The 13,596-nt window shown below is 41.6% G+C and carries 10 protein-coding genes; 7 read left to right on the top strand and 3 right to left on the bottom strand.

The genetic code is table 11. The features are described from left to right. Positions 1–31: 31 nt before the first annotated feature. A complete protein-coding gene (locus tag AV939_RS16495) occupies positions 32–763 on the bottom strand; it encodes a FadR/GntR family transcriptional regulator (protein ID WP_057789538.1) in 732 nt (243 codons plus the stop codon). 686 nt (positions 764–1,449) lie between these two features. Between AV939_RS16495 and AV939_RS16490 the strand changes: the two genes are divergently transcribed. From AV939_RS16490 to AV939_RS16460, 7 genes are all read left to right on the top strand, one after another. Continuing rightward, entirely contained in the window at positions 1,450–2,274 is an 825-nt protein-coding gene (locus tag AV939_RS16490; protein ID WP_057789540.1) for an alpha/beta fold hydrolase, read from the top strand. A 171-nt stretch (positions 2,275–2,445) separates the two neighbouring features. Beyond that, the gene (locus tag AV939_RS16485) at positions 2,446–3,687 is read left to right on the top strand and encodes a sensor histidine kinase (protein ID WP_057789542.1); all 1,242 of its coding nucleotides are present in this window, start codon (positions 2,446–2,448) and stop codon (positions 3,685–3,687) included. After that, positions 3,684–4,313: a response regulator transcription factor gene (locus tag AV939_RS16480; protein WP_057789544.1), complete on the top strand. Its 630-nt coding sequence runs from the start codon at positions 3,684–3,686 to the stop codon at positions 4,311–4,313. The genes AV939_RS16485 and AV939_RS16480 overlap by 4 nt, the downstream gene beginning before the upstream one ends. 143 nt (positions 4,314–4,456) lie before the next feature. Next, entirely contained in the window at positions 4,457–5,974 is a 1,518-nt protein-coding gene (gene exaC, locus AV939_RS16475; RefSeq protein WP_057789547.1) for an acetaldehyde dehydrogenase ExaC, read from the top strand. A gap of 41 nt (positions 5,975–6,015) precedes the next feature. Then, positions 6,016–8,106, top strand: a complete 2,091-nt coding sequence (locus AV939_RS16470; RefSeq protein WP_057795908.1) for a 4Fe-4S binding protein — start codon at positions 6,016–6,018, stop codon at positions 8,104–8,106. Next, positions 8,072–9,247, top strand: a complete 1,176-nt coding sequence (nosP, locus tag AV939_RS16465) for a nitric oxide-sensing protein NosP (RefSeq protein WP_057789550.1) — start codon at positions 8,072–8,074, stop codon at positions 9,245–9,247. The genes AV939_RS16470 and nosP overlap by 35 nt, the downstream gene beginning before the upstream one ends. After that, positions 9,234–11,777: a hybrid sensor histidine kinase/response regulator gene (locus tag AV939_RS16460; protein WP_082604817.1), complete on the top strand. Its 2,544-nt coding sequence runs from the start codon at positions 9,234–9,236 to the stop codon at positions 11,775–11,777. The genes nosP and AV939_RS16460 overlap by 14 nt, the downstream gene beginning before the upstream one ends. Before the next feature lie 63 nt (positions 11,778–11,840). Here AV939_RS16460 and AV939_RS16455 read toward each other — a convergent pair whose 3' ends face one another. Both AV939_RS16455 and AV939_RS16450 read right to left on the bottom strand, forming a co-directional pair. Further along, entirely contained in the window at positions 11,841–12,500 is a 660-nt protein-coding gene (locus tag AV939_RS16455; RefSeq protein ID WP_057789552.1) for a response regulator, read from the bottom strand. 152 nt (positions 12,501–12,652) lie between these two features. Continuing rightward, positions 12,653–13,483, bottom strand: a complete 831-nt coding sequence (locus tag AV939_RS16450) for an SHOCT domain-containing protein (RefSeq protein ID WP_057789559.1) — start codon at positions 13,481–13,483, stop codon at positions 12,653–12,655. Between the last annotated feature and the right edge of the window lie 113 nt (positions 13,484–13,596).

Below are 13,596 nucleotides of genomic sequence, written 5' to 3'. Positions count from 1 at the left end.
TAATATTAAGTGATAGGTTCGAGCTGTCGGCTTAACCGACTAAATGAGTAATAGAGTATCGGTCTCGGGTTTCGCTTGATTTCTTTTTAATTTCTTCCAAGGCTTTGGCCTCTGAGGCTTCAAATAAAGCATTAATCAATCGATTAAAATGTCCATGCATGGCGGTTCGCGCGCTTTGTGAATCACGTGATTTTAACGCCATAAATATACGCTTGTGCTCTTCTAGCCGGTCTTGACTACTGGTACCGCAAACGCTTTTGTACGACGATATGATTTGAGGTTGAGATTCTCTTAACTTCCAATAATGTTGAATAGATAACAACAGCGCGTTATTACGAGTAGCCTTGGCGATAATAGAGTGGAATTCTCTATCGGCTTTTTCCGGCTCGTCGTCATTTTCCATTGCAATAAGGGTGTCGTTAAGACTATTAAGCTCTTCATCGGTTATTGAAAGCGCGGCCAGTGCTGCCGCTTCGCCCTCAACCAGCGCGCGCGCTTGAGTAAGCTCAAAAGCACTAATACGTTGTACTTCACTTTGTTGAGGCTGATTGTCTAGCACATACACACCAGAACTTACTTTAACTTCCACGCGGCCTCGCACCTCAAGTGCAATAATGGCTTCTCTAATGGTTGGTCTGCTGACATCAAAATTTTCAGCAAGTTCTCTTTCTGGCGGCAAGCGACTTCCAGGGGGATATCGGCCAGCGTCGATTTGCGCTTCTATTTTTTCAACGATATGCCAGAACATGCGACGATTTTTCATCAACTAAACCTTATAACTGCAATAATTAGGTACAAACAGATACAACTTAATCGGTTAAATTGTACTTATTGTTCAACACAATTCAATTGCTTTAAAAGGTTCAAGCATACCGGTGCCTAGCTACGTTTGTTCTGCTAAATCCGCTAACAAAACCTACCATTTAAAACAATCAATTCAGGATATTCTACGTCTTATTCTACAAATACAGAAGTATTTGTTAAAAGAGGCTTATCAAATCATATATTTATGTGCACCAACGAGATTAAATTTATGCTATTTGCAGCCGAAGGCGCTCAAAAACTAAGGGTTTGAAGGATTTTATCTTCTATTAGTTATAGCATATAGGGTGTATTGGTCAACAATTTGAGATGGTTTTTTGCGCTTAAAATTATCAATTGGTTAACATTTAATGTTCATTTTTTACTGGTTTCATCTGTTCGGAATTAACATATCTGATTATTCATAAAAAATTTCGAACCCGGTTTCCAAAGACGACATAAATATTCACTTATCAATTTCCCCTAGACACTAAAAGTTTGTAAACGTAGTTGCAGTTCGACGAACCAATCACTTTTGATCTCTCGCTCATCGGCATTGGTACTAATTATGTGAGCAAGAACAAGATGAGAGACGCAAACTTGTCTTTTTTTGCAGATTAGCGATGGCAGACAAACTAGGAGGGTTTAATGAGTACTAATACGGTTGTTGAAACGCAATACGCTAAAATTGAGGGTCATAATATTGCCTATCAGGATGTTGGTGAAGGCGTGCCAGTGTTTCTTTTGCATGGCATACCGACTAACAAATTTCTTTGGCGCAATATAATTCCATCTCTTAGTCAAACACACAGAGTGATTGCCCCCGATCTTCTCAATTATGGTGAGTCAGACATGCCAACTGATGTGGATGTATCCATTAACGCGCAATGTCGAATCATTTTAAAGTTGATGGACGCCTTGGGTATAGCTAGCGCACATGTAGTGGCGCATGACATCGGTGGTGGTGTGGCACAATTGATGGCTGTGAACGCTCCTGAAAAGGTGAGCAAGCTAGTATTAATTGACAGCGTTTGTTTCGACTCTTGGCCCATTCCCGAATTTGAACCCATGCTAGAGCCTGGCTTCGAAGAAAGCACTAGTGTGGAAAAGTTTAGCGGTATTCTTGAAGATTTCATTCCAAACGGCGTTTATGGAGACAAAGTGCCGGTTAAAGAGATGATAGATTTATACATTACGCCGTGGAGTAATGAAAAAGGGAAGTCTGCCTTCTTCCGAAATATGCGTAGGCTTAACAAAGAGTACACTCAAGCGATAGCGGGTGCATTGCATAACCTTCCCCATGAAACACTGATTCTGTGGGGTGATAAGGACGAGTTTCAGAAACCGAAATATGCACCAATGTTAGCGGATACCATCTCTGATTCGTCTATCAAATGGATAGAAGGCGCGGCACATTGGGTTACTGATGAGCAACCGGAAGCTGTGTCAGAGTCTCTCGTAGCATTTTTATAACTTCACTAAAGTACTTCTGGCGGCTTAGCACCGGTAAAATGGGTGATTATCTAGCTGGCCGCCGCTATCTTCTCCTCCTTTTGAATGAATAAAACAGCGCTATTGCAGGATGTGTTTGTTAACGATGAATGGTTAGCATAGACACGTCTATTTTGTGTTTATGGTGTTGCCATGTCGGGATTTAAGAAAATATCCAGTGCCATCGTGGCCGTCTTTATCGTGTGTTTTATTGTCTTTTCCTGTTCGGTCTATTTCCAAATTCGCCAAAATATAAGCGATGAAACATCAAGTGCGCTAAACCAAGTGCAAGAGATGCTCAAAGCGAATATGAATGCTAAGGATATTAAAGCAGTGGCAGAGCAAAGCCCGCATTTATCGGTAACAGGCTTTACTGGTCGGTTATCCATGCCTACTAATTATCATTCTGACAATCAACCTATCTATATCCCCATCCATGAAAATCAATATTTGGTGGTAAGAGCCCACGATACTGCCGAGTTGGTGCAAAATATGAACCTATTTTGGCTAGTGGCCGCGTTGTTTTTTACAACGCTAAGCGTGTTGCTATTTACGCTTAAGGTTGCCGTAACGCAGCGTTTGAAGCCCTTAAATCAATTAGGTGACGCTTTGCAACAACTAGTAGATGGCAAAGCGACGAATGATTTTGAAGACAGTGATATTAAAGAAGTAAAGCGTGTTATTGGGCAATTCCAACGCCTTCAAGGTTCGCTACAAAACAAAGAAAGGCAGTTAGTTAAAATAGACAAAAAACTTGCGCTGTTACAAGAACAAGAAAGAAGCTACCTAGCGAGGGAGTTACACGACAATGTAGGGCAGCTACTTACCACTATTAAAGCCCACGCCTATATTTTAGTGAATTCAAATGAGCCCAGTGTTCTTGAGTTGTCGGCCCATAAAGTGCAGACCATGAGCCAGCAAATTAGTGACGCCATTCGTCACTTAACTGCTCATCTTCACCCGTTAGTATTAGACAGGGTATCGTTACAGCAATCCCTTGAAAAATTGGTATTTGAACAGGAGTTAGCCCACCCTCAAATTGAATGGCAAGTTTCTATCAATTTGAACAAATTTGCCCAAGAGCATGAGCGAGACATTCATATTTATCGCTTTGTTCAGGAAGCTATTAACAATGTGGTAAAACATGCTGATGCGTCAAAAGTATGGGTACACATAGCCGGTGACGAGCAAGGGCTTACTATCAATATTCGAGATGACGGCAAAGGATTTGACGGGAATGCCGTTGAAAGTATTGGCATGTCATCTATGCACAGTAGGGCCAGGTGTATTGGTGCTACCTGCGCGGTAGAATTACACAAAGAGGGCGGTGTAAGGGTTCAGTTATCTTTATGTTTATTGGAAACTGAAGACTTGCGCCAGGTTAACGTGGCATGAATATCTTACTAGTAGATGACCACGCAGTAGTAAGAGAAGGCTATAAAGCTTTGCTAAATGCCATGTTGCCTGAATATACGGTTTTAGAAGCCGTTGATGGCCAGCAAACTCATCATTTACTTAGAATACATACTATCGACACCTTGGTTCTGGATATTAATCTTGCGAAAGAGAGCGGCTTATTACTCGCGCCTGACTTTTTAGCCTCGCAGCCTAGTTTAAAAATCATATTTTTTAGTATGTTTGAAGATTGCGCTATATTGCAGCGCGCCATGCAAACAGGTGCTATGGGTTATATCAGCAAAAGTAGCCCGCCAGATACGCTTATATCAGCCATAAAAGTGGTAGCCAAAGGGCAAAAATATATAGAACGTTCATTGGCGGTAAATTTGGCTAATCAGTTGTTAAATGCTGATGTTGATATTGCGGCAAAATTAACGAAGCGTGAGTTCGAAATCTTCATAGCAACCGCGATGGGGAAAACCCGTTTTGATATTGCCAATGAATTAGCCTTGTCTGTGAAAACAGTGTCAAACGCGCTAACAGTGATAAAGCGAAAGTTAAATACAACCCCTTCAGAATTTACCGAGCTTGCCACCAAGCATGGCTATATTGGCAAGGCATAGACTTCTTTTCCCCTCCTAAAGTAGGAGCCAAATCGGTCTATCGCATTATGGTAGATTGGCTGCAAAAGTACGATTATCAAATGACACAGTAAACGATAACTAGCAGCGTGTTAACGCGCTAAGCATTCAAAAAAGGTGTCATTATGATTTACGCAAATCCAGGAAGTGAAGGTTCAGTAGTCAGTTTCAAAGAAAGTTATGGTAATTTTATCGGTGGTGAATGGGTTGCGCCAGTTAAAGGTGAATACTTTATCACTACGTCGCCTGTAGATGGCAGCGATATAGCACAAATCCCACGTTCTACTGCTGAAGATATCGAGCTAGCCATTGATGCTGCTCATGCTGCCAAAAAAGGGTGGGCGGATACGTCAGTCGCTGAACGTTCAAATATTCTTTTAAAAATAGCCGATCGTATTGAAGCTAATCTTGAAATGCTTGCGGTAGCGGAAACATGGGATAACGGTAAGGCCGTGCGCGAAACGCTTAACGCAGACGTCCCATTAGCCGCTGACCACTTCCGCTATTATGCTGGTTGTATACGTAGCCAAGAAGGTACTATCGGCGAAATTGATAAGAACACAGTGGCTTATCACTTCCACGAACCATACGGTGTCGTCGGCCAAATCATTCCGTGGAACTTCCCACTCCTTATGGCGGCGTGGAAACTCGCACCGGCTATCGTAACGGGTAACGTCGTGGTGTTAAAACCTGCAGAACAAACGCCAGTGTCTATTTTGGTCTTTGCTGAACTTATTCAAGACTTACTACCGCCGGGCGTGCTGAATATTGTAAATGGCTTTGGTGCAGAGGCGGGCCAAGCGCTTGCTACAAGTACGCGAATTGCCAAAATTGCTTTTACTGGTTCAACACCAGTAGGCGAACATATTCTTCGCTGCGCAGCTGAAAACCTTATTCCATCTACGGTTGAACTAGGCGGTAAATCGCCGAATCTATTCTTCCCAGACATTATGGATCACGAACCTGAATTCATTGATAAATGTGCCGAAGGTTTAGTATTGGGTTACTTCAACCAGGGGGAAGTGTGTACTTGTCCTTCACGGGCAATTATCCATGAAGATATCTACGATGCCTTCATGGATAAAGTGATTGAAAAAATCCACAAAATTAAACGTGGTAACCCGCTTGATACCGAGACTATGGTAGGTGCGCAAGCGTCTAGTGAACAGTTCGATAAAATCCTTAAGTACATTGATATAGGTAAATCTGAGGGCGCTGAAGTTGTTACTGGCGGTGAAAAAGAACAATTACCAGGTTTAGATAAAGGGTACTACATTCAGCCCACTATTCTAAAAGGGCACAACCAAATGCGTGTGTTCCAAGAAGAAATTTTTGGCCCCGTTATCGCGGTACAAACTTTTAAAACTGAAGAAGAAGCGATTGAAATTGCAAACAACACTAGCTTTGGTTTAGGTGCCGGCCTTTGGAGCCGAGACGCGAACATTGCCTTTAGAGTAGGACGCGCTATTGAAGCTGGGCGCGTGTGGACCAATTGTTATCACCTTTATCCAGCGCATGCCGCATTTGGTGGTTATAAAAAGTCGGGAATAGGCCGTGAAACTCACAAAATGATGATGGATCACTATCAGCAAACTAAAAACTTGTTGGTGAGTTACGACATCAACCCACTTGGCTTCTTTTAATTAAGCGGGAAGGCAGCACTTATGTGCTGCCTTATTTTGTTATGTTGAAAGCGCTTTTATTCCTTTTTGTTGCGATAACCTCAATATCGTTAGTCTTCGCGCAGTCAGACGCCACTGAGATCCCCGAAGAAGTACACCGCATTTTTCCTACCGCTACCCGTGTAGGCGCTGAGCACGCTGACATCAACGTAACACCGGTTTATCAATTGCAGCAATTGCTAGGGTATGTATTTGAATCGAAAAATTTTGTCGATTTTATTGGTTTCTCGGGTAAGCCTGTTAATGTGTTAATTGGGCTAGATACCCAAGGTAATTTTGTCGATCTGACCATTAAAAAACACAGTGAACCTATTTTTTTGCATGGATTGGGAGAGCAGTCACTCAGAGACTTTATTGCACAGTATAAGAACCACAACGTGAAAGAGCGCTTTGTCGTTGGGGGCAAGAGTCATGTAGGCAAGAATGCGACCTACTTTGATGGTGTGACTAAAGCGACGGTATCAGTATTGGTCATTAACGATACCATCGTAACATCGGCATTGGCAGTAGCCCGGGCTAAGCTAGATGGTTTTGTGGTACCGAGCTCACGCATTATTAACCCTGACTATTTTGAAGCGCTAACCTTTGAGCAACTTGTAAAAGCCGGTTATATCCAAAAACAAACCATTTATCGTAATGAATTAGATGGCCTTGCCACCGAAATCGTTGACGCTGCAAATACCTTTTCCGACCCTCAAGTACCTTTATTTTCTGAGCATTATTACGGCTTTCTTAGTATACCCGTTGTGGGGAAAAATCTTTTAAGCAACGATGAATACGCCAGGTTACAAGAAAGCTTGAAACCAGGCGAAGTGGCCTTGTTCATAATAAATACTCACGGCTTTAGTTTTGTCAGTGATGAATTTATCCCCCAAACCGCACCTGAGTTTTTTCGCCTATCCCAATCGGCATTTACTATTGATGCTAGGGACCTAGATTTTTATAGTTTTTACGATCCTAGCTTCAAGCAACCGATACCAGAGTTTAAAACCATAAAGATACTTAGGATTAAATCACAAGGTGGGCTGTCACTTGACCAAGAAATGACGGCCTCCATTAGCTTGCCCTTTAGTCCTCGATTTATGGAGCAAGATGAGCACCTGTTTAACCACACTTTCTTATTACCTGACGTGCTATTTATGGAGAATTCCGAGGCACAACAAAGCACTGCTATGCCGCTTTGGCAGCAATTATGGAAAAGCAGGTGGCTAGAACTCAGTATTACAATTACTTACTTAATTGTGCTGTCATTGTTCTTTGGTTTCCAACGAAAGCTTATGAAATACACGCGCATGGTGCATGCAGTCAGAGGGGCATCACTGCTTTTTGTTTTGTTCTTTATTGGTATCTATGCACAAGGGCAATTGTCGGTCGTCAATATCTATACATTGTTACTCGATTTGGCCGATGGCTTTTCTATTGAAGTCTATTTGCTAGACCCTGTCATCTTTGTGTTGTGGTGCTTTGTATTTGTGTCGTTGTTTATTGTGGGGCGCGGGCTTTATTGTGGCTGGTTATGCCCCTTTGGGGCGCTTCAGGAGGTTATGGCAGTTGTTGCACAAAAGTTAAAAATAAGGCAGATTCGAATAAAGCCAAAACATCATAAATATGCGCAAAAACTTAAGTATGTCGTGCTTGTTGTCTTGGTTGCAACGTCGTTTTACTCACTGACATTGGCCGAGAAACTGGCCGAGATAGAGCCATTTAAAACCTCTATCACACTCTACTTTGTGCGCTACTGGCCGTTCGTACTCTATGCACTTTTACTTTTAGGATTAAGCTTAAAAATTCACAAAGTCTATTGTCGTTACCTTTGTCCGTTAGGAGCCGGTTTAGCGATTTTAGGCCGCTTTCCTTTAGTGAAGCTTTTAGAGCGTCGTAAAGAATGTGGTAACCCTTGCCAACTGTGTAAGCAGAAGAAGTGCGGCGTAGATGCCATCGAGCAAGACGGCAGTATTGATTACGCAGAATGCGTACAGTGCTTTGAATGTGTCGTAACGCTAGATAATCCCAATCTATGCAAAATTGATAAATATAAGAAAAATAAGGTGCCAACACGTGTCAAAAACTTCCATCCTGTCCGCGCTGAGTAAACCTGCCAGTCAGTCACCGTTTGCAACATATGTAGCGGCAGATGCGTGTCACGATGTTGCCAATGAAATATTATCTAAAGCCAGACTAGATGAAATAGAGTTAGTACTTTTCCATACATCCACATCCTTTGATTTAGATGAAGTTGCGCAGCAAATGACATCGCTGTTTGCCAATGTGCCCACAGTAGGTTGCACTAGCGCAGGAGAGTTTAATAAAAACGGGTATTGTACTGAAAGCTTAGTTGTTGTGGCTTTTTTAAAATGCGAGTTTTCCATAGCTACCGCGCTAGTTTCAAACTTAGACGAAATTAATTTCGACGAAGCCCACGACACAGCAAGTGGATTGCGTAACACCTTGCAGGCAAGAGATAGGCGATACGATACCAATCAACATTTTGTGATTTCTGTATTAGACGGGCTTACCCGCCACGAGGAGCATTTCCTTGAAACGTTTGCTACCGCGTTCGGCAATATTCCTCATTTAGGAGGAAGTGCCGGAGACGATTTAAAACTTGAAGCGACCTATGTTTTTTATCAAGGTGAGTTTCACCAGAACGCCGCAGTATTAATGTTGGTGGGAACCGGTAAACCTTTCTCTGTTTTTTCAGTCGACCACATAGACTCGCCAGTATCTAAGCTGGTGGTCACCAAGGCAGATCCTGAATCTCGCACAGTCTATGAGATTAACGGCGAACCAGCTGCACAATACTATGCGAGTTTACTTGGGCTAAAGGCTGCTGATTTAACCCCTGATGTGTTTTCAGTATTTCCATTGGCGGTGCTGGTAGGGGATAGGTATTTTATCCGCTCGATACAAAAAGTCGATTTGGCCACCAACGCTATTACTTTTTATTGTGCGGTAGATATCGGCATCATTCTCACCTTTGTGCAGCTTGGTGACTGTATTGATGCTATGGAGCAAAAGTTAGACACCCTGAGCAAGGAACTGGGAGAAGCCGAGTTTGTGTATACGTGTGATTGCTTTTTGCGGCGCTTAGAAATAGAGCAAAATAAAAAAACGGCTGAAATTCAGCGGCTACAAAATAAATATCAAGTAGCTGGGTTTAATGCTTATGGTGAACATATACATTCGGTACATTTAAACCAGACCTTCACGGGGGTGTATTTTGCTAAAAAGTGAGTCGCACATCGAGACTGAAGTGAACAAGGCGCACGAGGAAACTGAACTAGAGAGGCTTCGTCGCGAACTCACACGCCAAGTTGATGAAAACGAAAAGCTTGAAAAAATTAACGCTGCACTCATGTATCGCATCGAAGAAGGTGGGTTCAATCACCATAGTTACCGTGCCTTTGAGCATGCAGTGCAGCTATCAGAAAAAGTAAACGAAAAGACCGAAGCCCTGCAAGTTGTACTACAAAAGTTAGAAAAATCGAATGCCGAAATAGCAATAGCCCATCAAGAAACTAACCAGTTAAAGCAGCGCTTGAATGATGCTATTGAAAGTATAAACCAAGCCATGGTGTTACTCGACAGCAAGGGTGCAGTAATCTATTTTAATCGTCACTTCACCACAGTGTGGGACAATCTGACCATTACGCCCCAAATTGGCGATAACTATTATGATATTACCCAACATGCAAAGCATTTAGGAGTTATCCGACGGGTGCTTCCTCCTGATTCAGAAGGTCGCATTATCTACCAGTTGTCTAATAGCAGGTGGTATCAGCTCACTATTCGTCGCACCCAAGAAGGCGGTAAAGTTATCTTGTTCAACGATATTACCGAAGTGAAACTGAATGAGTCGAACCGGTATGAGCAGGTCATCAAAGAGAAAAATAAACTGCTGCAAAGCCTCATTGATAGTGTTGATGTTGGCATATTACTAATTAACCAAGAGGGGGGCGTTGCCTTTTGGAACGATACGTTTTTAACCCAATCTAATCTGTCGAAGCAAACAATGTTCGATTGCAAGAACATCTATTCCCTGCAAATGCATACTGACTGGAGCGGGTTAAACCTTGAAAAAACGGGTGATACCACCCAAATCATCAACGAAAACTTGGTAGTAGATAGACGTATTACCATGCTGCCCGATGGTAACACCCTGTGCACCTTTACTAATGTAACGTCCCAGCATAAGTATGCGGAAACCTTAAAGCAGAACGAAAGCTGGATCCGCATGATCACCGATAATGTGCCTGCGCTTATCGCCTATATTGGCACAAATAAAAACTTTTTATACACCAATAAAGGTTATCGAGATTGGTATGGCTTAGGGGAGGAGCCTTTGTATGGCGTCGCAATGGAACAAAGCCACTTAAAGCAGGTATATCCTCGGCTTATCCATTATGTAGAACGGGTTAATCGGGGGGAGATTGTCAGCTTTCAAAGTGAAGAAATCAATGCTCAGGGCGAAACAGGTTTCTTACAAAAAGTCTATTTACCGCATTTTAACGATAAGCACGAAATAGAAGGGCACTTTGTTCTAGCTACAGATGTGTCAGAACAAGTAAGAAGTAAGCAGCAACTACAAGCTGCGAAAGACCAGCTTGAGTCAAATGTTGAAAAACGTACTCGAGAGCTTAATCACGCGAATATTGCGCTGCAAGAAGCGATGAATTCTAAGAGTAAGTTTTTAGCGGCTATCAGTCATGATTTAATGCAGCCCTTGAGTGCGGCTATTTTGTTTAATGAATCTTTACGAGATCAAGTGCAAGCCTCAGCAGGCCCAATCGTTAGTGCGTTAGATAACTCATTGTCTGATTTGAACAGTCTAATTCGCACACTGATAGAAACCTCAAAGTTAGATGCCGGTGTAGTGCAGCCTGATAAACAGCGAGAGGATGCACTCCCGTTGCTAACACAGTTAGCCGAGGAGTTCTGCCACATCAGCCATGACTATCAGGTGAACTTTCGCTACAAATTTCAAGACGCTATAGTCCATACGGATTTAAGTTTACTGTCACGAATTTTGCGTAACTTACTGAGTAATGCAATGAAGTACGGTGCAAAAGGGAAAGTGCTTTTTACGGCAAGAACAATGGGCAAACACCTTCGAATCAGTATTTTTGACCAAGGAGTGGGGATAAGTAACGACGATCAAAAAGTAATCTTCAAAGAATTTAGTCGATTGGAAAATGACTTTAATTATTCTTACAGTTTGGGACTAGGGCTTTATATTGTTGATAAAATGAGTCGTCTACTAGAGCATGATATCAGCGTTTTATCTACGCAAGGGGTAGGATCTTGTTTTACTTTATTGGTGCCTTTAGCCTCTGTTCAAGAAGTTGAGCACGAGGCAACGGTTGATGCCATGCCTCAAGACAGCTTGCCTGATAACCTCATTGATAAACAAATTTGGCATATCGACAACGACACCAATATGCGAATAGCCATGCAAACGCTATTTGAAAATTGGGGGATGGAAGTGGTTACATTTTCTGGTTTTGCCCAGTGCATGGCAGTGATGGGTAACAGCTTTGACGACTGTGATCTGCTTATCGTCGATTATCATTTAGATGACGGTGAGAACGGACTGGAAATTGCGAAACATATTAAGCAAACACTGCCCAATATGCCAATTATGCTGTGTACAGCCAATCACTCTAAAGCGCTAGAAAATGAGTTGGAAGGGACGAATATTCAGTTGTTGCACAAGCCAATTAATTCACTGCGCTTGAAACAAGCACTTAAAGCGGCGGTCTCTTAAGTGCTTTTTATTCGAACAGAAAGGTAACAGGCGTTAGCTATAGTATCTATTGTCGAGCACCTACTAGTTAAATACGTACTGATTAAAGTCGATATTGGCGGCGCTAGCCACTACTTTAACTCGGTTGCTTGCCCCTAATTTCTTCAAAATAGATGAAACGTGCGATTTCACAGTTGTTTCTGAAATATTGAGCTCATAAGCGATGACTTTATTCGCTAATCCCTGGGTTAAATATTTCAAAACAGCTAATTCTTTTCTGGTTAATGAACGAATTTGATCAAGCGAAATAGCATCTTCTTTTTTCACGCGATTTCTTACCGACGATGTCCGCAAAATTTCAGAAGGAAGGCATACATTACCCTCAAAAATAGATTCCACCGACGTGGCAATTTCTTCTATTTTACTGCTCTTTGATATGAAGCCTACTGCCCCATAAGAAATGGTTTGAAGAATGTTTTGTTTTTCGGTTTCCGCTGAGATGATAACAACAGGCAGGTTAGGGTGTTGATTCCTAATTTCAAGTAAGCCTTTAAGCCCACAGGTTTCAGGCATATTTAAATCTAGCATCACAAGATCGAAAGCAGCATCAGCTTCGAGTAACTCAAGCGCTTCAGAGAGCGAATTAGCTTCAAGGGTTTGAGAATCAGGAAATTTTTTACCTAGTATCGTCACCATGGCGTGACGAAAAATAGGGTGGTCGTCAATGATAAGAATTCTTTGCATACTATTACTACCCTCAGCTCAGTAAGTACCCAAATGCACTCACACAATACGTAATCTACCGCTATGTTTGTTAAATTTATTTTAACAAAATAGTTACATCGTGAGCAAGCAAATACGACCGAAGTCTTATAACAAAAAAGCCTTAAAATTCATCATAAATTTTCCAAAAGTACTTTGCGCTTTTGTTCATACTCTTCTTGTGTAATTAACCCTTCTTTTTTAAGTTTTTCAAGGGTTTTGAATCTCTTTATTAGCGTATCTTCATTCGGTTTTAACGCTTCCTTAAGGTTCTCTGTTGATGATATCGTTTTCTGCAACTCTTCTAGGTTTACGGTTACCCAATCAGTTCTATCAGGCTTCATGGACATACCTGAAAAAGTGAATTGTAGTTTTTCGCTAAATTGAAATTTCGACGCAGCTCGGTCACCGTAATTAAAGTCGTATTCAACAAGGCCTTGGTTGGTGGGATCGTAGGCCATTTCATACGCGCTGTTAGCTAGTCGGTTGTATTCGCCAATGATGAGATTAAGCAAGCCATCGTTGAAAAACGCCCTACCTGCAATAAAGTAAGTTTGTTTCTTTAACCCTCCTAGGGCTCTTTTTTCTCTCGCTAACGAAAATAAAATATCTTGCTGGGGGCTCGCTTTTTTTAGGCCTATGGCTAAATATTTCGCGAGGTTGCTTTGTTGTTCTTCTGTAAATAGTGGCTCAGTAGTATTTTTATTTTTTACTATTTTTATACTGGATAAGAATTTTAATACATCTCGTTCATTGAGCACGACTGGTTGAGAATTTTTTTGTGCTATTAATTCACTTTCTGTGATGTCGAATTTTCTTGATTTTTTTCCTTCAAAATTATTGTCTTGTATTTTGATAACCGTATTTTCATCCTCACTCCATAAAATAGTATTTGATGAAAATGATGGTGTGGCGAAAAATATTGAAATAATAGCCAATTGAATTTTTAACGTTAATTTCATCATAATCGAGTACCAATTAAAGCTGAGCATTATTTAAAACCGCTTACTGGAAATGCCACTTATCACTAAAAAACTACTTAAATAGGGAACAAAATTGCTCCCTATTTAAGCTAACA

Source organism: Alteromonas sp. Mac1, assembly GCF_001562125.1.
GTDB classification, from domain to species: Bacteria; Pseudomonadota; Gammaproteobacteria; order Enterobacterales; family Alteromonadaceae; genus Alteromonas; species Alteromonas stellipolaris.
The sequence above is the reverse complement of the archived record's forward strand: the minus strand, read 5'-3'. Positions and strand labels throughout refer to the sequence as shown.

What these genes read in the sequence shown, in the direction of transcription:
- AV939_RS16490 (WP_057789540.1), top strand. Translation starts at nt 1,450, where the DNA reads ATGAGTACTAATACGGTTGTTGAAACGCAATACGCTAAAATTGAGGGT.
- AV939_RS16495 (WP_057789538.1), bottom strand. Translation starts at nt 763, where the DNA reads ATGAAAAATCGTCGCATGTTCTGGCATATCGTTGAAAAAATAGAAGCG.
- AV939_RS16485 (WP_057789542.1), top strand. Translation starts at nt 2,446, where the DNA reads ATGTCGGGATTTAAGAAAATATCCAGTGCCATCGTGGCCGTCTTTATC.
- AV939_RS16470 (WP_057795908.1), top strand. Translation starts at nt 6,016, where the DNA reads ATGTTGAAAGCGCTTTTATTCCTTTTTGTTGCGATAACCTCAATATCG.
- exaC (WP_057789547.1), top strand. Translation starts at nt 4,457, where the DNA reads ATGATTTACGCAAATCCAGGAAGTGAAGGTTCAGTAGTCAGTTTCAAA.
- AV939_RS16450 (WP_057789559.1), bottom strand. Translation starts at nt 13,483, where the DNA reads ATGATGAAATTAACGTTAAAAATTCAATTGGCTATTATTTCAATATTT.
- AV939_RS16455 (WP_057789552.1), bottom strand. Translation starts at nt 12,500, where the DNA reads ATGCAAAGAATTCTTATCATTGACGACCACCCTATTTTTCGTCACGCC.
- AV939_RS16480 (WP_057789544.1), top strand. Translation starts at nt 3,684, where the DNA reads ATGAATATCTTACTAGTAGATGACCACGCAGTAGTAAGAGAAGGCTAT.